The 24327-nt window shown below is 31.4% G+C and carries 23 protein-coding genes; 11 read left to right on the top strand and 12 right to left on the bottom strand.

Annotated elements, in window-relative coordinates; all coding sequences use genetic code 11:
- Positions 1-47: 47 nt before the first annotated feature.
- Genes mfd through ACY3JJ_RS07890 form a run of 3 tightly spaced genes read right to left on the bottom strand, consistent with a single transcriptional unit; the run spans position 48 to position 4595 of the window.
- Positions 48-3218: a transcription-repair coupling factor gene (gene mfd / locus ACY3JJ_RS07900; RefSeq protein ID WP_463091508.1), complete on the bottom strand. Its 3171-nt coding sequence runs from the start codon at positions 3216-3218 to the stop codon at positions 48-50.
- A complete protein-coding gene (gene pth / locus ACY3JJ_RS07895) occupies positions 3206-3784 on the bottom strand; it encodes an aminoacyl-tRNA hydrolase (protein ID WP_463091507.1) in 579 nt (192 codons plus the stop codon). Before pth ends, mfd begins: the two co-directional genes overlap by 13 nt.
- Positions 3777-4595, bottom strand: a complete 819-nt coding sequence (locus tag ACY3JJ_RS07890) for an MEMO1 family protein (protein WP_463091506.1) — start codon at positions 4593-4595, stop codon at positions 3777-3779. The genes pth and ACY3JJ_RS07890 overlap by 8 nt, the downstream gene beginning before the upstream one ends.
- Before the next feature lie 108 nt (positions 4596-4703).
- On the opposite strand from ACY3JJ_RS07890, the gene rpmB reads away from it, so the two are divergent.
- Genes rpmB through alr form a run of 11 tightly spaced genes read left to right on the top strand, consistent with a single transcriptional unit; the run spans position 4704 to position 14305 of the window.
- Complete coding sequence (gene rpmB / locus ACY3JJ_RS07885; protein WP_463091505.1) at positions 4704-4895, top strand: 50S ribosomal protein L28; 192 nt, start codon at positions 4704-4706, stop codon at positions 4893-4895.
- A gap of 3 nt (positions 4896-4898) precedes the next feature.
- Positions 4899-5225: a chromosome partitioning protein gene (locus ACY3JJ_RS07880; RefSeq protein WP_463091504.1), complete on the top strand. Its 327-nt coding sequence runs from the start codon at positions 4899-4901 to the stop codon at positions 5223-5225.
- A gap of 10 nt (positions 5226-5235) precedes the next feature.
- Positions 5236-7206, top strand: a complete 1971-nt coding sequence (locus tag ACY3JJ_RS07875; protein ID WP_463091503.1) for a V-type ATP synthase subunit I — start codon at positions 5236-5238, stop codon at positions 7204-7206.
- Between the two features lie 5 nt (positions 7207-7211).
- Positions 7212-7685, top strand: a complete 474-nt coding sequence (locus ACY3JJ_RS07870) for a V-type ATP synthase subunit K (protein ID WP_463083535.1) — start codon at positions 7212-7214, stop codon at positions 7683-7685.
- Positions 7685-8251, top strand: a complete 567-nt coding sequence (locus ACY3JJ_RS07865; protein ID WP_463091502.1) for a V-type proton ATPase subunit E — start codon at positions 7685-7687, stop codon at positions 8249-8251. The genes ACY3JJ_RS07870 and ACY3JJ_RS07865 overlap by 1 nt, the downstream gene beginning before the upstream one ends.
- Before the next feature lie 2 nt (positions 8252-8253).
- On the top strand, positions 8254-9117 hold the full coding sequence (locus ACY3JJ_RS07860; RefSeq protein ID WP_463091501.1) for a V-type ATPase subunit: 864 nt from the start codon (positions 8254-8256) through the stop codon (positions 9115-9117).
- Positions 9110-9421, top strand: coding sequence for a V-type ATP synthase subunit F (locus tag ACY3JJ_RS07855; protein ID WP_463091500.1), 312 nt, complete (start codon positions 9110-9112; stop codon positions 9419-9421). The genes ACY3JJ_RS07860 and ACY3JJ_RS07855 overlap by 8 nt, the downstream gene beginning before the upstream one ends.
- 4 nt (positions 9422-9425) lie before the next feature.
- Entirely contained in the window at positions 9426-11195 is a 1770-nt protein-coding gene (locus ACY3JJ_RS07850) for a V-type ATP synthase subunit A (RefSeq protein WP_463091499.1), read from the top strand.
- A complete protein-coding gene (locus ACY3JJ_RS07845; RefSeq protein WP_463083540.1) occupies positions 11188-12570 on the top strand; it encodes a V-type ATP synthase subunit B in 1383 nt (460 codons plus the stop codon). The genes ACY3JJ_RS07850 and ACY3JJ_RS07845 overlap by 8 nt, the downstream gene beginning before the upstream one ends.
- Complete coding sequence (locus ACY3JJ_RS07840; protein ID WP_463083541.1) at positions 12560-13165, top strand: V-type ATP synthase subunit D; 606 nt, start codon at positions 12560-12562, stop codon at positions 13163-13165. The genes ACY3JJ_RS07845 and ACY3JJ_RS07840 overlap by 11 nt, the downstream gene beginning before the upstream one ends.
- Positions 13166-14305: an alanine racemase gene (gene alr / locus ACY3JJ_RS07835; RefSeq protein WP_463091498.1), complete on the top strand. Its 1140-nt coding sequence runs from the start codon at positions 13166-13168 to the stop codon at positions 14303-14305.
- Here the strand turns inward: alr and ACY3JJ_RS07830 are convergent.
- Genes ACY3JJ_RS07830 through ACY3JJ_RS07790 form a run of 9 tightly spaced genes read right to left on the bottom strand, consistent with a single transcriptional unit; the run spans position 14283 to position 24321 of the window.
- Positions 14283-16829, bottom strand: a complete 2547-nt coding sequence (locus ACY3JJ_RS07830) for a CBS domain-containing protein (RefSeq protein ID WP_463091497.1) — start codon at positions 16827-16829, stop codon at positions 14283-14285. The genes alr and ACY3JJ_RS07830 overlap by 23 nt on opposite strands.
- Positions 16830-16832: 3 nt before the next feature.
- The gene (locus tag ACY3JJ_RS07825) at positions 16833-17807 is read right to left on the bottom strand and encodes a tRNA 4-thiouridine(8) synthase ThiI (protein WP_463091496.1); all 975 of its coding nucleotides are present in this window, start codon (positions 17805-17807) and stop codon (positions 16833-16835) included.
- Positions 17804-18865: a M42 family metallopeptidase gene (locus ACY3JJ_RS07820; RefSeq protein ID WP_463091495.1), complete on the bottom strand. Its 1062-nt coding sequence runs from the start codon at positions 18863-18865 to the stop codon at positions 17804-17806. Before ACY3JJ_RS07820 ends, ACY3JJ_RS07825 begins: the two co-directional genes overlap by 4 nt.
- Positions 18858-20084, bottom strand: coding sequence for a threonine ammonia-lyase (ilvA, locus tag ACY3JJ_RS07815; RefSeq protein WP_463091494.1), 1227 nt, complete (start codon positions 20082-20084; stop codon positions 18858-18860). The genes ACY3JJ_RS07820 and ilvA overlap by 8 nt, the downstream gene beginning before the upstream one ends.
- A 14-nt stretch (positions 20085-20098) precedes the next feature.
- On the bottom strand, positions 20099-20959 hold the full coding sequence (gene ispE, locus ACY3JJ_RS07810) for a 4-(cytidine 5'-diphospho)-2-C-methyl-D-erythritol kinase (RefSeq protein ID WP_463091493.1): 861 nt from the start codon (positions 20957-20959) through the stop codon (positions 20099-20101).
- A complete protein-coding gene (gene rsmA, locus ACY3JJ_RS07805; RefSeq protein ID WP_463091492.1) occupies positions 20949-21782 on the bottom strand; it encodes a 16S rRNA (adenine(1518)-N(6)/adenine(1519)-N(6))-dimethyltransferase RsmA in 834 nt (277 codons plus the stop codon). The genes ispE and rsmA overlap by 11 nt, the downstream gene beginning before the upstream one ends.
- Positions 21782-22630, bottom strand: coding sequence for a 3D domain-containing protein (locus tag ACY3JJ_RS07800; protein WP_463091491.1), 849 nt, complete (start codon positions 22628-22630; stop codon positions 21782-21784). Before ACY3JJ_RS07800 ends, rsmA begins: the two co-directional genes overlap by 1 nt.
- Positions 22627-23841: a tyrosine--tRNA ligase gene (gene tyrS / locus ACY3JJ_RS07795; RefSeq protein WP_463091490.1), complete on the bottom strand. Its 1215-nt coding sequence runs from the start codon at positions 23839-23841 to the stop codon at positions 22627-22629. The genes ACY3JJ_RS07800 and tyrS overlap by 4 nt, the downstream gene beginning before the upstream one ends.
- 12 nt (positions 23842-23853) lie before the next feature.
- Positions 23854-24321 carry a QueT transporter family protein gene (locus ACY3JJ_RS07790; RefSeq protein ID WP_463091489.1) on the bottom strand — a complete coding sequence of 156 codons (468 nt, stop codon included), beginning with the start codon at positions 24319-24321 and terminating at the stop codon, positions 23854-23856.
- Positions 24322-24327 lie beyond the last annotated feature (6 nt).

Genomic DNA, 24327 nt, shown 5'->3' with positions numbered 1-24327 from the left:
CTGTAAAGATTTTTTATAAGCAATCTGATTGCGATTATATCACAATTTTATCTTATATTGGAGAGATCTTTTAGAAAATTATAAATAAATACAAGTTTTTTGGTGATTGTTCCTTGAGGAAGAGATAGCTCTTTAATTTTTCCATCTTTCGGGTGTAATTTTAATCTTGTAGAGATTTCGATTTTTTCAATATTCATATTTTCTGCCAAGAATTTTATTTTAGAAAACAAAAAGAGATTATTTAAACTTTCAGGAATTGGTCCATAGATATCTTCCATCTCCCTCTTAATATCATCTAATTCTGAAAGGGATTTTAAGTGAGCAAGTTTCTGATAATAGTAGATACGATCACTGCTTGAGGTTATATAGTCTTCTGGTATAGAAATAGAGAAGGGATGTATTATCTTACAATTTTTTTCTTTCTCTTCTTTTTCTTGTGATTTTAATTCTTTAATGGCCTCTTCTAAAAGTTGTAGGTAGAGGTAGAATCCTACCGAGTCAATATGTCCATGTTGTTCTTTGCCTAATATTTTACCTGCTCCTCTTATCTCTAAATCACGCAATGCAAGTCTTAAGCCAGACCCCAAACTTGAAAATTCTTTTAATGCTTCCAACCTTTTTATACTTTCTTCAGATAGTTTTTTTATTGGAGCATGGAGAAAATAAGCATAAGCTTGCCTATCTGACCGTCCAATGCGACCTCTAAGTTGATACAACTGGGCAAGACCCATGTGTTCTGCATTTTCTACAAAAAGTGTATTGGCGTTAGGTACATCTATTCCTGATTCGATTATTGTGGTAGCTATAAGCACATCTATTTTTCCGTTGTAAAAATCATTCATTATTTCCGTAATCTTTTCATCTGCCATTTGACCATGAATGATACCATAAGAGGCCTCTGGAACTAATTGAGTAAGAAATTCTCTTATTTTTTCAAGTTTTGGAATATCATTGCAGACATAATATACTTGCCCTCCTCTTTCTAATTCTCTTCTTATCCCTTCTTGGATGATTTGAGGATTATATTCTAATACAAAAGTTTGTATAGGTAATCGGTTTTCAGGTGGTGTTTCTAAAATAGAAAATTGCCTTATTCCTGAAAGAATCATAGAAAGGGTGCGAGGAATAGGAGTTGCAGAAAGATAGAGAATGTCTACATTGGGGTATTTCTTTTTAAAATGTTCTTTTTGCAATACTCCAAATCTATGTTCTTCATCTACTATGATAAGTCCTAAATCTCTAAATTGAACATCCTTTTGAAGGATTCTATGGGTTCCTATAATAATATCTATTTCTCCTTTTTTAATTTTTTCCAAAATTCTTTTTTGTTCCGATTTTGGTTTTAATCTGCTTAAAATCTCAATATTCACGGGAAAAACTTCAAGTCTTTCTTTAAAAACTCTCCAATGCTGAAATGCTAAAATAGTAGTGGGTACAAGAATAGCCACTTGTTTTCCATCTAATACTGCTTTAAAACTTGCTCTTAAAGCAAGCTCTGTTTTTCCAAAACCCACATCTCCAATAAGTACTCTTTCCATAGGTTTGTTCGATTCCATATCCTTTTTGATTTCGTTTAGGGCTTTAATTTGATCTTCGGTTTCAATATAAGGGAAACTTGCTTCCAGTTCTTTTTGTAGAAAATTATCTTTAGAAAAGGCAAAACCTTGAGAAATTTCCCTTTGAGCATATATTTTTAACAATTCTTCAGCAATTTCTTTAGCTGATTCTTTGACTTTTCTTTTAGTTTCCTCCCATTGTTTCGTACCAAGTTTGCTTATCTGAGGAGGAGTTTGAGAAGATGATATATACCTTTGAATAAGATGCATCTCTTCCAAAGGTACATATAAATAGCTTTTATCTGCATATTCTATAGTTATGAATTCATTCTCGATTCCTTCTATTTTTAGTTTCTTGAGACCTCTAAATATACCTATACCATAATTAACATGTACTACATAATCCCCATCTTTTAATAATGATAAATCTTTAGATTTTAAGCCTTTTTCTGTTTTTATAACTTTTCTTTTTCTTCTCTTTCCAAAAATTTCATAATCTGTTAATACCAATATTTTTTCATTTTCCCATAAAAAGCCTTCTTTTATTTTTTCTCCTCTTAAATATTTCAAATCTATGTTTTTTAAGCGTATCTTTAATATATCTTCATGTTCAGAGGAAATGTAAATTTCCCAACCATCTTCTTTATAACTTTTTAATGTCTTTTCTAAAAAATCTCCTGTACCCTTAAATGTTGGGGGAGAGTAGATAGTAAAATTAATATCAGGTTCATAATTGTGAAGATCTAAATATTGATATTTACCTAAATTCTCTAATAATCTTTCTTTTGTAAGAAAAAGATTAGGTGGTAACTTTTCTTTTGATGATCTTCTATTATAATTTTCTTTTCCTTTTTCCTCCCATTTTTCTAAGAGAGCTAAACTTTCTCCTAAATTTTCAAATACAATCAGGGTCTTGGAGGACAAGAAGGGGAAAATATAGTCTATTACTTCGTTATGTTTCAAGAAATATTTTTCTTCATCTAAATTTTTATCAAGTTCATATAAGGGGGTTAAAATAAATTTTGTTAAATTTTTTATAGACCTTCGGTCTTCGATACTAAAAAATCTTATTGATGTTATTTCATCTCCAAAAAATTCTAATCTTATAGGATATTCAGAGGAAGATGGAAAGATATCCAAAATTCCACCTCTAATACTATATTCTCCTATTTTCTCTACTTGAGTATTCTTCTCATATTGATTTCTTTGAAGAAAATTTTCTAAAAGATTTCTCTCTATCTCCTTACCTACCTCTAAGACTATGAAATTGTTTGAGAGTTTATATTTTGAGGTTAATGGATAGATAAGAGATTTTAAAGAAGCTATAACTGTAAAATTCGGATTTAATAAAAGATCAGTAAGAACCCTTAATCTTTTTCCTTCTTTTTGTACAGATCTTAAAGGTTTTTCATAAGGTAAATGAACGTAAGAAGGAAATGTTTCTAAAATATCGATCTCATTTTTTAAATCTTCCCATAATGTTAAATTTTCATCATTATTGGTAATCCATAGAATAGGCCTTTCAAGGTTAAGTAAAGATTCAAGTAGTATAGGATATATACCTTTATAAATCCCGAAAATTTTTAAGTTTTTTCCCTCATTGATAAGATATTTTAATTTATTAAACTCTTTACTTCTAAGAAATTTTTCTAAAAGAGCCATCTTCTATTATAAAGATTCTGAGCCTTATCCCATCCCTCCTTTAAAATAGTATTAATTATTTCTGGCATTTTGTTTAATACTTTTGATAAGATTTTCCATTCTTCTTCTGTAAACTCTCCTAATACGTAATTTATTGTTTCAGCTTTATCTATTGGTTTTCCTATTCCAATTCTTAAGCGATAAAAATTAGAGGTTTGAATTTCTTGTATAATAGATTTTATTCCATTGTGTCCTCCATCTTTTCCATTAAACCTAATTCTTATAGATCCTAAATTGAGATCTAAATCATCTTGTACTATTAAAATTTCTTGTGGTTCAAGATTATAATTATCAAGAAAATTTTTTACTCCTTTACCGCTTAAATTCATATATGTTTGGGGCTTAACAAGGTATATTTTAGATGATTCTATAAAGCCTTCAGAAACAAAATTTAGTCCTATTTTTTCCCATTTATTAAAGGAGAAATAATCGTATAAATAATCCACTACCATAAAACCAACATTATGGCGTGTGTTTTCATATTCTTTTCCAGGATTTCCTAATCCAATTATTCCTAGTCTATCCACTTTCTTTTAGAAAAACTATTCCTGCATATCCTACTACTTCTGAATAGTCTTTCGTGATATCTCCAGAAGTACTATAGTCTATAAGTACTCCCTTTGAAGCGCCTAAATATTTACTTACTGTTATTGTTACAAAAATAGGACCTGATCCACAAATACTAATATCTTCTTCTCTTACTCGATTCATAAATTCTTCTTCATCTAAATTTAATATGGCTTTTATAGCATAGAAATCTTTTTCCTTAGCTATGGTCAGAGGTTCATAATGAGAAAAGTCAGAACTTGCAATAACAAGAATTGGATCGTTAGTTTCTAATATGGCTTTATAGATGGCTATTGCTAAATCATATAATATGGGGGTTCTATAATCCACTATTGTGATGGGAACTATACTTATATTGGGGTTTAAAAATTGCAAGAAGGGAATTTGAACCTCTATAGAATGTTCATATCTATGAGCATAAAGATCTTCAATTAAATACTTAGAGTGTTTGAGTATCTTTTCAGATAAATCGTTGTTTATATCTACCTTACCTAGTGGAGTTAACCATTTACCTTCCTTATATATTGATGCAGGTGCCCCTAAGCCATTGTGGTTGGGACCTAAAATTATAACATTGTTAGGTATTTTTATGCTTGAATATACTTTACCTGCAACTTTTCCAGAGTAAATATATCCTGCATGAGGAACAACGCATCCTATGGCAGATATTTTTTCATCTGTCTTTATAATAAACTTGGATATAATGCTTATTAGTTCTCTTTCGTCAGCAGGATAAAAGTATCCTGCTACATATGGTATTCTGTCTTTCATATGATATAATTATAACCGATTTTTGAATAAAATAGAAATTCTAAGTTTTAATATGGTTTTAAAGAAAGTTTCTTAAAATTCTATATTTATAGAAGGGAGGATGAAAATATGTCAAGAAGGTGCGAGATTTGTGGAAAGGGACCTTGGGTAGGTTTACAAGTAAGCCATTCTCATCGTAGGACAAAAACCAGATGGCTTCCCAACCTTCATAAGGTTTATGCTTTAGTTAATGGAAAGGTTAAAACAATAAAAGTTTGTACCAGATGCTTAAAGGCTGGAAAGGTACAGAAGGTTGTATAAGCTATGAGGGAAGAAAAAGTTAAAGATGTAATTTCTTATATTCATGAAAAGGAAAAAGAATTAGAAGTCCAAATAGGAAAGGAAAAAATAAACATAGAAATTATATTTAACAAAAAAATAGAAGAGTTTCTTTTAAAACAAGAGGAAAAGAGACAAGAATATTTAAGGGAGATAAAAGGGATAGAGAAAGTAAGAAAAGAGGAAATAGAAAGAAAGATAGCTGAGATAGCAAAAGAGTACGATTTAAAATTAAAACAACATAAAGAAAAATTGGAAGGTAACTTACCTAAAGCCTTAGATTTTCTCTTCCAAAAACTTTTAGAAGGTTGAGGAAGAAAAAATGATTTTAGATGTAGAGAAATTTTGGTTAATTGTTCCTAAGAATGAAGAGAGTATATTGAGAGATATATTCAAAGAATTCCCCCGTATCCATTGGGAGAAATTAGGAGATGAGGAGACCCCAGAAAAAGGAAACCCATATGATAACGAAATTTCAAGAATAGAGGATATACTAAGGATTATAAATATATTTTATCCACAAAAAAAGGGTTTTTTAGAAGCTTTTTTTGCTGGTAGAGAGGAAATTTCTGAAGAAGAGTTTGAAAAATTAAGGAGTGAGGTCTCCTTAGAAAGTTTATATAAGGAAGCAAAAAGTTTAGAAAAAAAGCTTTCAGTAATAGAAGAAAAAGAGAAAATTTTGACTGCTTTGTATGAGGAAACTAAATATTGGGAATTTCTGGATTCAGAACTAAATTTTCCCAGAACCTTTAAGCGATTTAACCTGTATAGTGGAAGTTTTAAAAAGGATGATTTTTCCGAGTTTGTGAGGGAAGCAAGTGATATATTAGAGGAAAGTTGGTATAAGTATTTTGAAATAAACGGTGAAGTAAGGATAGTTATCCTTTTACCTAAGGATAAAATATTCTATTTTGAATCCCTGTTAACAAAATATAATTTTGAGAATAAAAGAATCCCTTATTTAAAACATTATCCAAAAACTGCCCTTGAGAAGATAAGTAATTTTCTAATAAAATTAAAAAAAGAACTTTCCGAACTTTTTGAGAAGGCTAAAGATCTATATACTAGAAAGAAAAACATACTTGCCTGGTATGATTATTACCTTTCTAAGGTAGGAGAGTTGGGTTATAAAGAGTATTCTTATAGAAGTAAATATTTTTCTGTTTTTTCTGGTTGGATACCTAAAAAGGATAAAAACGAATTTCTAAATATTGTTAAAAAAAGACTTACCGATTTTGGCTTTGAGAGTAGAGATCCATTACCCGATGAGGATCCACCTGTACTTTTAGATAATCCTAAATTTATAAAACCCTTTGAATTTTTAACGAAGCTTTATGGACTTCCTCCTTATGGATTTATAGATCCTACTCCCTTTATGGTACCTTTTTATATGTTATTTTTTGGTATTTGTTTGGGGGATGTGGGTTATGGACTTCTTTTACTCATCTCTACAATATGGATAAAGAAAGTTTATAAACCCGAAGATGAAACTAAGGAATTGTTGGATTTATTAACTATTCTAAGTTTCCCATCTATTTTAGTTGGTATAATTACTTGGAGTTTTTTTGGTAATCAGATATTTTTAGGTCCTGACGGTAAATTTATAGGGATATTCCCTATTATAAATCCAAGTCAGGACTTAATAACCGCTTTAGGAATTGCACTTCTCATTGGTGTAATATCTCAATTTTATGCTTTAATTTTAAGATTTATTTCTTGTTGGAGGGTAAAGGATTATAAAGGGGCTTTTTATGATGCTGGACTTTGGATACTCTTTTTAGGATCAATTCTTATATATTTTGGAGGAAATGCACTAAAAATAAATATTCCATACTTACAAATATTTAAATATCTAATTTGGTTAAGCTTGATAGGTCTTGTGTTAACTCAAGGAAGGGATAATAAGGGTGTAGCAAGATTTATTGTGGGATTAATTAGTATATACGGAATATTAGGTGGATATGGCTTAACCTCATTTGTTGGAGATATTCTTTCCTATTCAAGACTTTTTGCTTTGAACTTAGTAGGTTCAATATTTGGTTTCGTGATAACACAACTAGCTAATATGATTAAAGGGATTCCAGTTTTAGGTTTTATATTGTTGCCATTAGTATGGGTTTTCGGCCAAGTATTAAATTTTGTTTTAAGTGCTCTTTCAGCCTTTGTTCATTCTACCAGATTGCAATTTTTAGAAATGTATGGAAGGTTCTTTGTTGATGGTGGCAGAAGGTTCTCTATTTATAGAGTGGAAGGTAAGTATTTTAAATTAAAGAAACAATCTAATGGGAGGTAAGAAGTATGTTGGGTTTAGCAATTGCCCTTATAGGCGCTGCTTTAGGTGCTGGTCTTGCAGCAGCAGGTTCTGGTAAAGGAGTTGGTATTGCTGGTGAGGCTGCAGGAGGAGTATTAGCAGAAAAACCAGAGCTTTTTGGTACTGTTCTTATACTACAAGCTCTTCCTGGTACACAGGGATTTTATGGATTTATAGGAGCATTTCTTATTTTGATGAGGCTTGGGCTTCTTGGGGGTAATGTCCCTAATTTAACCCTTGAGCAGGGGCTTATGGTTTTTGCTGTAAGTATTCCTCTTATGATTGGTGAATTTGTGAGTGGAATTTGGCAGGGTAGAGCAAGTGCCGCAGCATTGCAAATGGTAGCCCAAAAACCACAAACTTCTGGTCAGGCTATTATTATTCCTGCTTTAGTTGAAACCTACGCTATTCTTTCTTTAATTACCTCAATAATATTCTTATTCTTTGGAGTGAAGATCTAATGTCCATAGAGAAAGTATTAGAAAGGCTTGAAAAAGAAAAAGAATTTAAAATTGAAGAGTTAAGAGAGAAGAAGGAAAAGGAATTTACTGATTTTGTGACAAAAAAAGAAAAAGAGTTTGAAGAGTGGAAGGAACAGATTAAGAGAGAGTTGGAAAATAGATTGAAGAAAGAGGAAGAGACTTTAACGTCTCAGATTAAACTGAAGTATTTAACTGAATCAGCCAAGATTGAGACTGAAGTTGTATACAATTTGAAATCTGAACTTTTAAAAAGAATAAAGAAGCTTTCAAAAGATAAGTATACAGACATATGGAGATCTATTTTATTAAGGGAAAAGATTAATGAGGGTAGTATTTTGTTGACAAAGGGCGAAGATAGTCTGGATATTGAAACTCTCTCAAAGGAATTTAATCTTATACTGAGAGAAGAAAGAGTTGAAGGGATGGGTGGATTTATAATTGAAAAAGGAAATGTGATTATAGATCTTACCTTAGACACAATTTTGGAAGAGCTTGTGAATAATAATATTCTTGATATTGCTAAAATATTGCGTGGTGAAATGTAATTATGTATGCAGAATATCTATTTTTATCTACAAATTTAAAGGCTAAGTTTCCTAAATTCATAGATAAAGCAACATGGGAGCAGTTAATAAATTCCTCTATAGAAGAGTTAGTTGATTTTTTAAGGAATAATAATTATGGGAGTCTTTTAGAAGGATATGTGGGAATTATAAAAATTCTAAACGACGATCTTAAAAACATAAGGATGACTGTTAAGTCTCCATATTTAGATTTTATGCTTTTTGATTTAATGGTTCATGATGTAAGGACGAATTTATTAAAGAGTAATATACAACAGGATTTTTTAGGGACCTTTGATGTCAAATATGGCGCTGTTTATGATCAATTAAAAAAGAGAATATTAGATAGAGCGGTTAGATTTTGGCAAGAAACTAATGATTTAAACCTCTTAAATATATATATCGATTTGGAGGTAGTAAAGTATTCACAAGAGCTTACAAAAAATCTTAGTTTGCCTAATATTAAGAAATTTTGGGAATTAAGGACAGATCTTTATGTTTTAAAGATTATTTCAAGACTTCAAAGATTAAATATAAATATAGATATATTTAAAAAATATGGTATAAATCTGAGTTCTATTGAATCTTTTCATGAGAAAACATCTGGGATTTATCAGGAAGTTTTAAAAGAGGCTGAAAATGTTGACTTTGACTTTTTGATTAAAAAATATCTTTTAAATTATATGACAATGAATTTTAAAAATGTGATTAGTGGTCCTGAAGTTGTTATTTTTTATTTCTATAACAAATGGTGGGAATTAGAAGATTTAATTCTCCTTTTAGAGAGTAAAAAGAATAATATTCCAAAAGCTTTTTGGGAAAGAAGGTTGTTGAAGACAAATGCTTGAAGGTAAAATTGCTATTATAGGTTTGGAAAGTTTGGTAGAAATATTTAAGATATACGGTGTAGATGTTTTTCCTGTAAAAGACGAAAAAGGAGCCTTTGATGTTTTTAATAGATTGTCTGATAAGGAATATTCTTTGATTATAGTTTTGGAAAGTGTTTCTGGAAAGATTTTAGAAAATGTAAAAGATAAGATTCCTCTTATTTTACCCGATACATTTTCTCAACGAAAATTAGGGGAAGAGATTTTAAGAGATATGGCTGAAAAAGCCTTAGGAATAGATATACTTTCTGAAGGAGAGGGATAGTAATATGGAAGGAAAGATAGTTAGAGTTGCAGGCCCTTTAGTTGTAGCGAAAGGGCTTGCAAATGTTAAGATGTATGAGATGGTAAGGGTAGGAAACTTAGAGCTCTTTGGTGAAATCATTGGTTTGGATAATGATTTAGTATACATACAAGTATATGAAGAAACTCAAGGGATAGGACCAGGAGAGCCCGTATATGCATTAAGTGAGCCTCTTTCTGTTGAACTGGGACCTGGAATTATTGGTCAGATTTATGATGGAATCCAAAGGCCATTAAATAGATTAGCCGAAATTAGTGGAGATTTTTTAAGTAGAGGTCTTTCTTTCCCAGCCTTAGATAGGAACAAAAAGTGGAATTTTGAGGCAAGAGTTAAGGTGGGGGATTATGTGGAAGGTGGAGATATATTAGGGGTTGTGCAAGAAACATCAGCATTAGAGCATAGAATTTTAGTTCCTCCTAAGCTAAAAGGGAAGATTTTAGAAATTAAAAATGGTAGTTTTACGGTAGAGGATACTATTGGAATATTAGAGGAAGAGAATGGGGATAAGGTAGAGTTAAAGTTAATGCATAAATGGCCAGTGAGATACCAGAGACCTGTTAAAGAAAAACTTCCCCCTCAAATACCTTTGATAACAGGACAGAGGGTATTGGATACTTTCTTTCCATTGGTAAAAGGTGGAACTGCTTGTGTTCCAGGACCTTTTGGAAGTGGAAAGACAATTATTCAGCATCAATTAGCTAAATGGGCAGATGCAGAAGTTGTAGTTTATATTGGTTGTGGTGAAAGAGGAAATGAGATGACCGAAGTGTTGATAGAATTTCCTGAGTTAAAAGATCCTCGAACAGGAAAACCATTAATGGAAAGGACAATTCTCATAGCAAATACATCTAATATGCCAGTAGCAGCAAGAGAGGCTTCTGTATTTACAGGTATTACAATAGCAGAATACTTTAGAGATATGGGATATCATGTAGCATTAATGGCTGATTCCACATCACGTTGGGCAGAAGCAATGAGGGAGATTTCTGGAAGACTTGGAGAAATGCCAGGAGAAGAAGGTTATCCTGCTTATTTAGCTTCTCGAGTAGCAGGATTTTATGAAAGAGCAGGTTTAGTAAGATGTTTAGGAAAAGATGAAAAGATAGGTTCAGTAAGTATTATAGGAGCTGTGTCTCCTCCTGGGGGAGACTTATCTGATCCTGTTGTACAGGCCACATTGAGAGTTGCTAAAGTATTCTGGGGACTAGATGCAAGACTTGCCTTTAGTAGACATTTTCCTGCAGTAGATTGGCTTGTAAGTTATTCTTTATATCTGGAGCCTGTTAGTAAGTACTGGAGAGAAAAAATAGCTGAAGATTATTATGAATTAAGGCAAAAAGCTATGGCAATTCTACAAAGAGAGGCGGAACTTCAAGATATTGTAAGATTAGTAGGAATGGAAGCTTTATCACCTCAAGATAGATTAACTTTAGAGACGGCAAGATCTATAAGAGAAGATTTCTTACATCAAAATGCACTTCATGAGGTTGACACTTATACTTCATTATATAAGCAATATCTTATGCTTAAAAACATAATGAATTTTCATAATGTAGCTTTAAAGTTAATAGAAGAAGGTTATCCTTTAGATGATATTTTAAGAATGCCAGAAAGGGAAAAGATAGCCCGAATGAAATTTATACCAGAGGATAGGATGAAGGAGTTAGAAGATCTACTTTTTGAGGTTGCTCAGAAGTTGCGTGGTATAAAGGAGGGGACAAAGGAATATGCTTAAAGAATATACCTCTGTATCAAAAATAAGTGGACCTTTAGTTTTGGTGGAGAATATAGAAAATGTCAAATATGGAGAGGTTGTTGAAGTAAAGCTTTCTAATGGAGAAATAAGACAGGGGCAAGTTCTCGAAGCTCAAGAAGGTGCTGCTTTAGTGCAGATGTTTGCAAGCACACAAGATTTATCTTTAAAAGGTATGAGAATTAAGTTTTTGGGGCACGTTCTTGAAATAAATCTTTCTCCTTCTCTCCTTGGAAGAACTTTTGATGGTCTGGGGCGTCCAAGAGACGGTGGTCCTGAGATCATTCCTCATAAGAGGATGGATATAAATGGTAGTCCAATTAATCCTTATTCTCGAGCCTATCCATCGGAATTTATTCAAACTGGTATCTCTGCGATAGATGGAATGAATACTATTGTACGTGGACAGAAAATTCCTATATTTTCAGGATCTGGACTACCCCATGCTACATTAGCGGCACAAATAGCGAGACAAGCAAGACTCTTGAATGAGGAAGAAAAATTCGCAGTAGTTTTTGGAGCTATGGGTATTACTTTTGAAGAAGCTAATTTCTTTATAGAAAACTTTAAAGAAACGGGAGCTCTTGAAAGAAGTGTTCTTTTTATAAATCTTGCCAATGATCCAGTTATAGAAAGAATTGCAACCCCAAGATTTGCGTTAACCTGTGCTGAATATTTAGCTTTTGACTTAGACATGCATGTTTTAGTCATATTAAGTGATATGACCAATTATGCAGAAGCATTAAGAGAGGTATCAGCTGCAAGAAAAGAAGTCCCAGGAAGAAGAGGTTATCCAGGTTACCTTTATACAGATCTTGCCACATTATATGAAAGGGCAGGAAGAATTAAAGGTAAGAAAGGATCTATCACTCTACTTCCTATTCTTACCATGCCAGAAGATGATAGAACTCACCCTATACCAGATCTCACAGGTTATATTACGGAAGGTCAGATATTCCTAAGTAGAGAACTTTACAGAAGAGGAATTTATCCACCTATAGATGTTCTTCAATCTTTATCAAGGCTTATGAGAGGTGGAATAGGAGAAGGAAGAACAAGAAAAGATCATGGTGATCTTTCTAACCAGCTTTATGCCGCCTACTCGCGTGGATTAGAGGCTAAAGAGTTAGCGGTAGTTTTAGGAGAAGCAGCCCTTACTGAAGAGGATTTGCAGTTTTTAGAATTTGCAGAGGAATTTGAGGATAAATTTATAAGACAAGGTGAATATGAAAATAGAAGTATATTTGAGACCTTAGATTTAGGTTGGAAGCTACTTAGAAAATTGCCAAGATCTAGTCTCAAGAGAGTGAGACCTGAATATCTTGATGAATTCTGGGGGAAGGAAGATGCCTCTTAGAGTTAATCCTAACCGAATGGAACTTTTAAGACTTAAAAAAAGACTTGCTATTGCGAGGAGAGGGCATAAATTGTTGGAAGATAAATTAGAAGGTTTGATCCAAAGATTTATGGAAGAGATACAAAGCTATAGAACTTTAAGAGAACTTACAGAGGAGAAATTTTTAGAATTCTTGGCTCTCGGAGGTATTGTATATATAAAAACTTCTGGGCCTATATGGGATTTACTTGTATTTATGAATGATGGAAAAAGTCTTTTGTACCAAAAATATGAAAAGAAGATGAATATTCCTGTTAAGGAACTATCAATTTCTAACCTTTATTTTCCATCTTATAGCTTGATAGAAACTCCTGCTGATTTAGACGAGCTTTCACGTTTATGGTCTGAATTGTTAGATGAATTAGTGGCTTTAGCTAATAAAGAAAGATATATTCTTTCTCTTCTTCAAGAGATTGAGAGGACCAAGAGAAGAGTTAATGCCTTAGAATATAAATTGATTCCTCAAATTGAGGAAACCATAAAACTTATTACAGTTAAGTTAGAAGAACTAGAAAGAGGAAATTTCTTTAGGTTGTTAAGATTAAAGGAATCATAAATGGAAAATAAATTGGCTTGGAGAGAAATTGATTTATCTGCTCTTTTAAATAATTTAAAGATTATAAAAGAAAAAGTAGGAGAAAAAGTTGAAATAATAGCTGTAGTTAAAGCTGATGCTTATGGGCATGGAGCAAAAGTAGTATCAAGATTCTTGCAAAAAGAAGGAATTAAAAAATTTGCTGTTGCTCACATAGAAGAAGGAATTGAGTTAAGAAACATAGGTATAACTGGGGAGATATTAATTTTATCTCCCCAGCTTTATTATTCTATTCCTTATTTTTTTGAATTTAATCTTATTCCATTAGTTTCGGATTTGTTTTTCTTAGAGGAACTTGGTAAATACGCTAAGAAATTAGGAAAGAGATTAAAATTTCATCTTGCTATAGATACAGGCATGGGCAGAGAAGGTATACTTCCTACTGATATAGATAAAATAAAGGATATATTAAGTAAATATCCTGAACTATATTTAGAGGCTTTGTCCACACATCTTTCTACTCCAGAAAACAAAAAGGATCCTTATAATATATTTCAAAAGGACCTTTGCCAGAAAATATATAATGATCTGAAAAATTATCATGATGACATATATTTTCATGTATCCAATACAGGGGGAATTTTTAATTTTCCAGAACTACATTATCAAGCTGTAAGACCTGGTATCTCTTTGTATGGATATGGAGATAAGAAATTAAAGCCAGTTATGGAAGTCAAAGCGAGGGTTACTTTAATAAAAGAGGTACCTGCAGGATGGGGAATAGGTTATGGACATACATATATTACACAAGAAAATATGGTTTTGGCACTTATTCCTATAGGATATGCTGATGGATATAGAAGAGAACTATCAAATAAGGCTAAAGTTATAATAAAAGGTGATTTTTTTAAAGTTGTAGGAAGGATATCAATGGATCAATTTACAGTAAATGTTACGGATAAGGATATAAAAGCGGGTGATTTGGTAACAATTATGGGAAAGGAAGGGGATAAAATAATAGATGCTCAAGAACTTTCTATTCTTTCGAATACTATTCCTTATGAAATATTAACAGGGTTTGGTTCTGCAAAGAGGCTATGCAGTGTTTATAAATTTAATGAAGAAATTTTAAAGGATCCTATTGAGGAGCTTGGTTTATAATTTCATTTATAAGTTTTATTTCATCATGTTTATCTTTTATCTCATTATTAAAATGTTTCAAAAATAATAATTTTAGAGTTTCTCCTATTTTTCTTCCTCTAATACCAAGGCTAAGTAGTTCTTCTCCAGTTATATATGGTACTTTTTTCTCTTTTAGAAGTTTTATTCTAAGAATTTCTTTTTTTCTTTTTGCATTGACAGAAATAAGAAGTAATATGTGTATTGGAAGTTCATAGAGGAAAAGAATGTCTTTTTCATTAAGTATCTCTTTTTCCATGTATCTTTTCAGTATAGAGAAATAATATATGGTTTTTTTAGAAAAATGTAATTCTTCTAGCCATATTGTGCCATCTTTTTCGTCGACATTTGAAATTATATCTAAGACTTGAATTTTATAATCTTCAGGATACTCTTTTCTTAAAATATCAAGTGTTTTCTCTATATTCTTTGGAAGATTTTTAATTGGAAATATTTGGTTTATAGCATTTAATTCTTCCAATCTTCTCAATACTTTTACTGGTTCTTTTTCGTTTAAGATTAGAATTATTTCTTCTCTTAATCTTTCTTTTCCAATCTTTTTAAGAAATCCATGCTCTATGGCTTCTTTCAATAATGAAAATGTTTTTTCTTCAAAGGAAAAGGAAAGTCTTACTTCTAATCTTATTCCTCTAAGAATTCTTGTTGGATCTTCTATAAAACTTAAATTATGGAGAACTCTTAATTCTTTTCTTGTAAGATCTTCTAATCCCCCATAAAGATCTATGATTTCTCCAAAATTTTCTTCATTTAAACTCATTGCTAAAGCATTTATCGTGAAATCTCTTCTTTTTAAGTCTAACCAAAAAGAACTTCTCTCTACCTTTGGGAGGCTTCCAGGTTCCTCATAATATTCAGTTCTTGCAGTAGCGATATCTATTCTCTTTCCATCTATGACAATTTCGGATGTTCCAAATTCATCATGAACTTTCACTTTTCCAGTCCATTTATCCATTATTTTTGATATAACGATATTTATATCTCCTTCTACTACTAGATCAAGATCGTAATTAGGTATTCCCAATAAAAGATCCCTTACAAAACCTCCAATGGCATAAATAGAAATGTTATACTGTGATGTCAAATTTCTCAATTCTTCTAAAATCTCTTTCCAAGGCGAATTTTTTATTTTCTCTTCTTGGATCTGAAATATACTTCCTAAAGGTGCATAAGTTTGTGATTTCAAAAATCTAAACTTTAATATATCTTGTCTTGTAATAATTCCTACTATCTTGCCATTTTCTACTACAGGAACTCTTCCGATATTTTTTTCTACTAAAATTCTTTCTATTTCAGAGATAGATGTTTCAGGTGTGACAGTTATTACTGGTTTTGACATAAAAGATTTGACCTTTCTTTTTGTTAGTTTTAAATTTATTGCTTTTTCTACATCTCTTCTACTTATAATTCCTATAAGCTTGCCATTTTCCTCAACACATAATCCACCATAACCATATTTCATCATTGTTCTGAAGGCCTCACGAATGCTTGTATCTGATGTTATTGTGACTACTGGATAGGACATTATATCTTTTGCAGTAAAATCTTTAGGTAAAGAAATTAGTAGTCTTTCTTTTAAAAAATTTTCAAGGTCATCAAGCTCTATGCTATTGCTATTCAGTACTACAGTAGTAGCACTTTTATGTCCTCCCGGATTAAATTCTTTCAAGATATCTCTAAGATCGATGTTGGGAAGTCTTGTTCTTCCTAATACATAAATTTTTTCCTTTACTTGAAGTAATATGAAAAGAATATCTCCTTCTTTTTCATCCAAAACTTTATGAGCCAATATAGAGAGACCTTCTATATATTTTTCCTTTTTTAACTTGCTTATAACAACCTTATAACCTCTTATAATTTCCTCTTTTGAGTTCTGTAAAAGTTCATCAAGAAATTCTTTTTGCTCGTCGGTTAATTTTTCGTGTAAATAATAGTTTATGATGTTTAAATCAGCACCTCTTTCTAAAAGAATGCTGGCTATTTTTAAATCTTTTGGAGTAGTATTTGCAAAGGTAAAATTCCCTGTATCCTGGTAAATTCCAATTAGAAATATGGTAGCTTCTATGGGATCTATAGGAATTTTATTTTCTATTAGTTTTTCTACTAATATGGTGGTGGTGGACCCAGTTCTTTCTATGATTTCAATATTTCCTTTTATGTCTCCACTTTCATGATGGTCGTAAATTTCTATAATATAATTTCCTTCTTTGAATATTTCTTGAATATTTTTATCTATTCTGTTTACGTAATGGTTATCTACTAATATGATCTTTTCTATATTGTCTTTGTTTGAAATAATATACTCGTAGTTTTCTTGAAACCTAAGGATATCCTTGTATAATAAATAGAATTCATAAACTTTTCTCTCCATGCTTTTGCTTGTATAAGCAATGGCTTTTGGGTATAGTTTTTTTGCAGCATAGAGAGAGGATAAGGCATCAAAATCTAAGTAGTTATGAGAAAGAATCAATTGAATTTTTTCCTTCATAATCTATATAGGTTTATAAGGAAAATTTTCTTTATTATATGGTTCTATTTCTGACTCTTTTTCCTTTTCTCCATGTTTAATTTTTATTTTTACCTTTTCTTTATTTCTGTGATCGCTATAATATCCTGCAATTTTTCCTGCTATTTCTAAAATTATTTCATTTTCTATTTTCTGGGGTATTAGTACTATGGGAGACGGTTCTTCTGCTTTTATAATTATATCTTCGTGATTTGCTAATTCTAACAATTTTTCGTTTTCTTCTTTGTTTCTCCCTACAATGATTTTTACCTCATCAATTCTAAAGTGTCTACCCAATTTTAAAAGTTCTAAATCTCTTTTTGAGATGAGTTTTTGATGTTCTATAAGATCTTTAAGTCTCCTTGAGAAATTAGGTTCTGTGAGGAGACAACCACCAGCAGGAGTTGGAATTTCTTTTAATCCTATTCTTTTTGCAAGATCAAGTTGTATTTTTCTTGATCTGCCCTTTATATCTAATAATTTGCTTCGATCTATTAAGCCTTCTCTTTCAGGTTTTGTTGGGGGAAGTATTTTTGCTGATAATGGTCTAAGTAATATGTCCTCTGCCTCAGAGTATTTTTCTACAATTTTTAAGGATTGTTTATTTTGGGACATGGGTCTTTCTCCCAAAACTTCACCTGTCACAATGAAATCAGCATTATATTTTTTAAGTAGTTCTTTTGCTTTTTTTATCATAAAAGCATGACAGTCAATACAAGGATTCATGTTTTTTCCATAACCATATCTTGGGTTTAATAATATAGGTATAAATTCATCAGTCACATCAATAATTTCCAAAGGGATATTGAGAAATTCAGCAGCTTTTTTGGCTTTTTCTGTATCAAAAAAGGGGGTAGAAAAAGATATTCCGATTATTTCTACCCCCTGTTGAAGGATAAGCCATGTTGCTAGTATACTATCTAATCCACCTGATAGAAGGGATATGGCTCTTTTTCTCATAAATTTTCTACAATTTCTTTATCTAATCTTTTTATTACTTCTAATATAAGTCTTTTTGCATTTAGGAAATCTTGAATATTTATTATGCTTGTATGGGAATGAATATATCTTGCTGGGACACCAATTACTATGGAAGGTACACCTTTAGCATGAATATGAATTCTTCCTCCATCAGTACCACCTTTTTCTAAGGCTGAAAATTGGATTGAAATATTTAATTTTTCTGCAGTTTCAATAAAAATTCTTCTTAGATTGATATTAGGGATCATGGTAGCATCATAAAGTATAATGGAAGGTCCTTTTCCTAAAAGTACCTTTTTTTCCTCGTCTGTGCCTGGCATATCGGTAGCTATATCCGATTCTAAGACTATGGCAACATCAGGATTTATTACATAAGAAGAAGTTACTGCTCCTCTAAGACCAACTTCTTCTTGTACTGTGGCTACACCGAATACAGTGTTGGGATGATTTATACTTTTTAGTTCTTTAATAATTTCGATCATTAATGCACAACCAACTCTATCATCCCATGCCTTTGCAATAAGCAAATCAGGATTATTCATAATAGTAAAATCACTTTTTGGAGTTATAGGATCTCCTGGTCTTATTCCCATATTTAAAGCTTCTTCTTCGCTCTTAGCCCCTACATCTATATACATATCTTTCTTTTCTACAACTTTTTTTCTTTCTTCTTCTGTAAGAATATGAGGTGGTTTTGATCCGATTACTCCGATAACAGGTCCTTTTTGAGTATGTATAACTACTCTTTGAGAAAGTAACACTTGATCCCACCAACCACCAAGAGGTAAGAATTTTATATATCCATTTGTGGTAATACTCTTTACCATAAAACCAATTTCATCCATATGGGCAGCAAGCATAACCTTGGGATAAGGGTTTTGTCCCTCTTTCTTAAAGATAAGACTTCCTAAGCGATCTTCTTCTAAACTTGCATAATCTCTAAGATATTTTTTAACTACCTCTCTTATTTCCTTTTCATATCCTGAAACACCACTGGCTTCTGTGATCTCTTTTAACATTTGTAATAAGTCATTCACTTTTCTTTAAACCTCCTTTTTCTAAGATTTCAACATCGTATCCTATTCCTCTTATTTTATCAAAAATTCTTCTTATTTGGTCGGGGTTTTTTGTCTCTAAGGTAAATTCTACAGTACTCTCTATTTTAGGAAATAAAGGTAAGGATGGATCTTGATGAATTGTTATTATATTTGCTTTTTCTTCTGATATTACATTTATCACTCTTGAAAGATGTCCTGGTAAATCAGGCAATTTTACTATCATATGTACCAGTCTTCCAGTTTCGATAAGTCCGTATTCGATTATTTTTGAGAGGAGGGTTACATCAATGTTTCCTCCACTTAATATGAGTACTATTTTCTTTTCAGGAATAAAATTCCCATATTCTAATAAAACAGCAAGAGTGGTTGCTCCAGCTCCTTCAACCAGTGTTTTTGCTCTTTCCAGAAAGAGTAATATAGCTTGAGCAATTTTTTCTTCATCAACGACAAAGACATCATCTAAATATTTTTCCAATATAGAATAAGTAACTTCACCAGTTTTTTTGACTGCTATCCCTTCTGCTATGGTTTGAGAAGGTTTATTTTCTATTTTTGTATTTTTAAATTTCTCATAAAAATAAGGAAAAGCTATAGATTGTACTCCATAAACTTTTATTTTTGGATTTTTTTCTTTTATAGCTATGCAAATGCCTGCAGAAAGGCCACCTCCTCCAACAGGTACTATTACTGCGTCTATATCTTCAAGATCTTCTAAAATTTCTAAACCAATAGTTCCTTGTCCTGCTATTATTTTTTCATCATCAAAGGCTGGAATAAATTCCAATTTTTCAGCTTCTGCAATACTTTTGGCATAGGAATAAGACTCGTCATATATTTTCCCATGAAGAATAACATAAGCCCCATAACTTTTCGTGGTTATAATCTTAATTAGTGGTGTATTTTCAGGCATTACGATAATAGTTTTAATGTTAAAAAGTTTTCCAGCATATGCCACTCCCTGGGCATGATTTCCAGCGGAAGCGGTAACTATACCGTTTATTTTTTTGTCTTTTAATTGGGATATGTAGTTCATAGCTCCTCTTATTTTAAAGGAACCTGTTTTTTGAAGATTTTCAAACTTTAAATAGATATCTTTACCTGTAAGATCACTGAAACTTTGGGAGTAGGTTAGGGGGGTTTTGTGGATATAGGGCAAAATCCTCATCCTTGAGGTCTCAACATCTTTTAATCCTATCATTTAAAACACTCCTTTTATCTTAAGATTTTGATTCCTTGTTCTGCTGAATCTACCAATTTTATTTTATACCCTTTTTCTATATATTTGTTTAGTCTTTCCAAGATTTTTTTTACCTCTTCTTTATCTTTTAACATTACAAAAATGGTTGAACCTGATCCTGTCATGGAAACATATTCAGTGACTTTCTCTATTTCTTTCTTAATCATAGCAAGTTCTGGATACATATTAAAGGTTATTTTTTCTAAAAAATTATATGGTTTAATGTAGATTCCATTGGTATATTCTGAAACCTTTTGTTCAAAATCTATATGATTTCCTAATAGATATTTAGAGATTTTTGAGTATACCTCTTTAGTGCTTATTCCAAAAGGTGGAAAGATTAAAAGGAATTTTAATCTTTGATGTTTAATTTTATTAATTATTTCACCTCTTCCCTCAGCAACAGAGGATCCCCCATAAAAGAAGAAAGGTATATCTGATCCCAAAAATTTTCCTATATTGGCCATTTCTTCTAAGGAAAGATTTGCTTTGGTAAGTATATTTAATCCGTATATTATACCTGCTGCATTAGAACTTCCACCTCCAAGCCCTGCTTCTTTTGGTATTCTTTTATGAAGAAAGATTTTGCATCCGATTTTTATTCCTGTCTCTTTTATAAAGGCTTTATAACCCTTATATATTAAATTTTCTCTTGGGGGTATATGGAGATTAGTTTCTAAAATAAAATAGGGATATGGAATTAAATTGATACTCATAAAATCACTCAGATTTATGTTATGTAGGAGTATTTTAACATTATGATATCCGTCAGTCCTTTTATCAATTACATCAAGAATAAGGGTAAGCTTGGCAAAAGTTAACAGTTTAATCTTCATAGTTTTTCACCATATTAGCAAGTTCGATAAACATTTCTGGTGGTATCTCTTCTGCTCTTGCTTTTAAATCTATGTTTAAATCTTTAAATAAAGCTTTCCATTCAATCTGAGGTAAATACCTTTGTAGATTTTTAATAAGATATTTTCTTCTTTGGGTAAAGCCTATCCTTAATATGTTATAAAAAAGATCCTTATCTAAAATATTATAAGGTGTAGGAGAATATATGAGTTTTATGACTACTGATTCGATTTCTGGTGGTGGAAAAAATGAATCAGGGGAGACTTTTGTTATCAATTCATATTTGTAGTTTAAACTTAAAAGGATAGATAAAGGACTATATTTTTTAGAGCCTGCTTTCGAAGTTATTCTTTCAAACATTTCTTTTTGAAGCATGAGTACCATTATCTGGGCATAAGGTCCTTTTTTCAAGTATTCTCCTAAAAAAGATCCTGAGATATAATAGGGGAGATTTCCGGTTAGTTTATAGGGTTGCGTTATAATCTTTTTAAGATCTACTTTTAACACATCCTCAAAGATAAGTTTGATGTTATAATCTTTTAAAAGTTCCTCTAATATGGGTTTAAATCTTTTATCTACTTCAATTCCAATAACTTCTTTTGCTCTTTTTGCAAGTTCTAAAGTAAGAGTACCTACTCCGCATCCTATCTCTAAAATAGTGTCTTCCTTTGTTATACCTAATTGATCTACTATTTTTTTTAAAACATAAGGGTTTATTAAAAAATTTTGACCAAGGCTTTTTTTTAAAAATATATTATGTTTCTTTAATAGTGATAATAATGTGCTTTTATCGGTTAATTCCATTAAGATATTCTTTTTAAAAGATATATTTTGATTTTTCTTCTTCCAAAATTGGTAACCTCTCTTACTGTTGGATAACAAAGGTCCACTTTCCAACCTTTTATTAAGCCTCCTGTATCACCTGCGATGGCAAAACCGTAATTAGGAATATAAAAAGTACTTCGTAAGGGAATATATCTTGGGTCTACTGCTATTATTCCTTTTATGGCCTTCCATCCAAGAGCTGTTATATTATTTCCATCTCCACCTGTCCAAGGCTCATAAGCTGTAGCAGTTACAGTAATTGGTTTTATTACCTCATATTCTGCTGATTTTAGATTTAAATATTTGAGTACTGGAGAGATTATATTTATTACTTTAGGGGTCATTTTTTGGATTTCTTTTGAAGATAGTTTTTTTTCTTCTGCAAGTTTTCCATTAATATATTTTCTTTTATATGTTTCTTGGATTTTTCCAATCTTTCCTGGTTGAAGAATTTCTTCTTTATAAATATTTCCAGCTTTAACTTTTAAGATAATCTTGGGTTCTATGATTCTAATTTTTTGGACTGTTTCTTCTTTTACCCTTGTGATGCGAATTTCCTTTATTCTGGCTGTAAGAGGAGTACGAGCGGGTGGACTAACAATATCATATTTCGATACTTTAATATTTTTTTCTTCTAAAACTTCCCAAACAAAACCAGCATTTGTTCTTACTTTTATAGGTCTTTTATTTCCATCAACAATAATGATTTCTTTTATAGGTCTTAAATGCAAATTTTTATTCCAAAGATTAGTTTCAATAATTTTTGCTGTTGTTATTACTACGAGGCTTCCTAAAAATACAGTTATGGTGATTATTTTTCTTTTCACTCTCTTTTAATCCTCCTAAAAAAGTGTTTTCCAACCCTCAAGATAAAGGGTTTATCAATTTCTATATCTGTATTTATATCTTCAATTCTTGTGCCATTAATTTCTACAGCGCCTTGAGATATTAATCTTTTTGCCTCACTATTACTTTTTGCTGCACCTACTAAGGTCAATAATTTTACTATCCAGATTTTAGGTTCATTAATTATTACTTCTTGTACTTCCTCAGGGAGTTCTTTGTTACGGAATATTCTATTAAATTCTTCTTCTGCTCTTATACTTGCTTCTTCTCCATGATAAATCTTCACAATTTCTCTTGCTAATCTTGCTTTTGCATCTCTTGGATTTAATATTCCTTCTTTCATTTTTCTATCTATTTCTCTGATCTCCTCCTTAGATAGTTCTGTGGCAAGTTCAAAATATCTTATTATTAATTCATCGGGTATTGACATTACCTTACCATACATCTGATTTGGAGGTTCTGTAAGACCTATATAATTTCCAAGACTTTTGCTCATTTTCTGTCTGCCGTCTAAACCCTCTAATATAGGCATAAGCATAGCTACTTGAGGCTCTAAACCATACTCTCTTTGTATTTCTCTTCCTACTATTAGATTAAATTTTTGATCAGTTCCTCCCAATTCTATATCTGCTTTTATAGCTACAGAATCATAGGCTTGAAGGAGAGGATACATGATCTCATGTAAAAATATAGGTCTTTGTTCTTTGAATCTTTGAGCAAAATCATCCCTTTCTAACATTCTGGCAAGGGTATATTTAGATGTAAGGACTAAAACATCTTCTAACTTCATTCCCCCAAACCATTCTTCTTGGTATCTTATCTCAGCTTTTGATATATCCAGAATTTTTCCAACCTGCTCTTGATAAGTTAAAGCATTTTTCTTTACTTGTTCAGGTGTTAAAGGTTTTCTTGCTTCTGATCTTCCTGATGGGTCACCTATTCTTGCGGTAAAATCACCAATGATGAATACGACCTTATGTCCCAGATCTTGAAATTGTTTCAATTTTCTAAGCACTACAGCATGTCCTAAATGGAGATCTGGAGCAGATGGGTCTGCTCCAAGTTTAACTCTTAAAGGTCTGTCCTCTTCTCTTGCTTTTTTTAGCTTTTCTTCTAATCCATTTTCGGGTATTATTTCAACTACGTTAGAGGTTAATATCTCTAATTCTTCCTCTATTCTTACTCTTTTCATTTTGCTACCCCTTTACTCAAAATATTTTTTTAATTGTGGGCTTTTAAGTATATATAAGACAATTGGAAGTCCTATTACATAAGTAGCAATAGCTTCACCAATTCCTATATAAAGAACATTTAGAAAATATGGAAGGTTAAAGAATAAATGTAAATAAAGGCTAACCCCAAAAGCATTTACTAAAATTGGTGGTAAAGGAGCAAGATATATATTGGGCATCTTTCTTGTTAAATATGCAGCTGCTAAAGTGCACAAACTACCAAAGATCATATCTATCCAAACAACGGGACTAAATATATTAGCAATAAAACATCCTAAAAAAAGCCCTGGAATTGCAAGATAATCTAAAAAAGGAAATAAAGTTAAGAATTCAGAAATTCTAACTTGAATAGGTCCATAGCTAATAGGAGAAAACACTATTGTTAGAACACTGTATATGACTGTATAAAAAGCAATTCTTGTGATCTTTTTTGTGTTCATAGAAAC

Source organism: Dictyoglomus sp. DH (assembly GCF_055181375.1).
The sequence above is the reverse complement of the archived record's forward strand: the minus strand, read 5'-3'. Positions and strand labels throughout refer to the sequence as shown.

Excerpts from the sequence above, each read along its gene's own strand:
- ACY3JJ_RS07790 (WP_463091489.1), bottom strand. The coding sequence starts at position 24,321 with ATGAACACAAAAAAGATCACAAGAATTGCTTTTTATACAGTCATATAC.
- ACY3JJ_RS07855 (WP_463091500.1), top strand. The coding sequence starts at position 9,110 with ATGCTTGAAGGTAAAATTGCTATTATAGGTTTGGAAAGTTTGGTAGAA.
- ispE (WP_463091493.1), bottom strand. The coding sequence starts at position 20,959 with ATGAAGATTAAACTGTTAACTTTTGCCAAGCTTACCCTTATTCTTGAT.
- ACY3JJ_RS07825 (WP_463091496.1), bottom strand. The coding sequence starts at position 17,807 with ATGAGAAAAAGAGCCATATCCCTTCTATCAGGTGGATTAGATAGTATA.
- ACY3JJ_RS07865 (WP_463091502.1), top strand. The coding sequence starts at position 7,685 with ATGTCCATAGAGAAAGTATTAGAAAGGCTTGAAAAAGAAAAAGAATTT.
- rsmA (WP_463091492.1), bottom strand. The coding sequence starts at position 21,782 with ATGGAATTAACCGATAAAAGCACATTATTATCACTATTAAAGAAACAT.
- ACY3JJ_RS07860 (WP_463091501.1), top strand. The coding sequence starts at position 8,254 with ATGTATGCAGAATATCTATTTTTATCTACAAATTTAAAGGCTAAGTTT.
- ilvA (WP_463091494.1), bottom strand. The coding sequence starts at position 20,084 with ATGATAGGATTAAAAGATGTTGAGACCTCAAGGATGAGGATTTTGCCC.
- alr (WP_463091498.1), top strand. The coding sequence starts at position 13,166 with ATGGAAAATAAATTGGCTTGGAGAGAAATTGATTTATCTGCTCTTTTA.
- ACY3JJ_RS07830 (WP_463091497.1), bottom strand. The coding sequence starts at position 16,829 with ATGAAGGAAAAAATTCAATTGATTCTTTCTCATAACTACTTAGATTTT.
- tyrS (WP_463091490.1), bottom strand. The coding sequence starts at position 23,841 with ATGAAAAGAGTAAGAATAGAGGAAGAATTAGAGATATTAACCTCTAAC.
- ACY3JJ_RS07845 (WP_463083540.1), top strand. The coding sequence starts at position 11,188 with ATGCTTAAAGAATATACCTCTGTATCAAAAATAAGTGGACCTTTAGTT.
- ACY3JJ_RS07840 (WP_463083541.1), top strand. The coding sequence starts at position 12,560 with ATGCCTCTTAGAGTTAATCCTAACCGAATGGAACTTTTAAGACTTAAA.
- rpmB (WP_463091505.1), top strand. The coding sequence starts at position 4,704 with ATGTCAAGAAGGTGCGAGATTTGTGGAAAGGGACCTTGGGTAGGTTTA.
- ACY3JJ_RS07870 (WP_463083535.1), top strand. The coding sequence starts at position 7,212 with ATGTTGGGTTTAGCAATTGCCCTTATAGGCGCTGCTTTAGGTGCTGGT.
- mfd (WP_463091508.1), bottom strand. The coding sequence starts at position 3,218 with ATGGCTCTTTTAGAAAAATTTCTTAGAAGTAAAGAGTTTAATAAATTA.
- ACY3JJ_RS07850 (WP_463091499.1), top strand. The coding sequence starts at position 9,426 with ATGGAAGGAAAGATAGTTAGAGTTGCAGGCCCTTTAGTTGTAGCGAAA.
- ACY3JJ_RS07890 (WP_463091506.1), bottom strand. The coding sequence starts at position 4,595 with ATGAAAGACAGAATACCATATGTAGCAGGATACTTTTATCCTGCTGAC.
- ACY3JJ_RS07880 (WP_463091504.1), top strand. The coding sequence starts at position 4,899 with ATGAGGGAAGAAAAAGTTAAAGATGTAATTTCTTATATTCATGAAAAG.
- ACY3JJ_RS07875 (WP_463091503.1), top strand. The coding sequence starts at position 5,236 with ATGATTTTAGATGTAGAGAAATTTTGGTTAATTGTTCCTAAGAATGAA.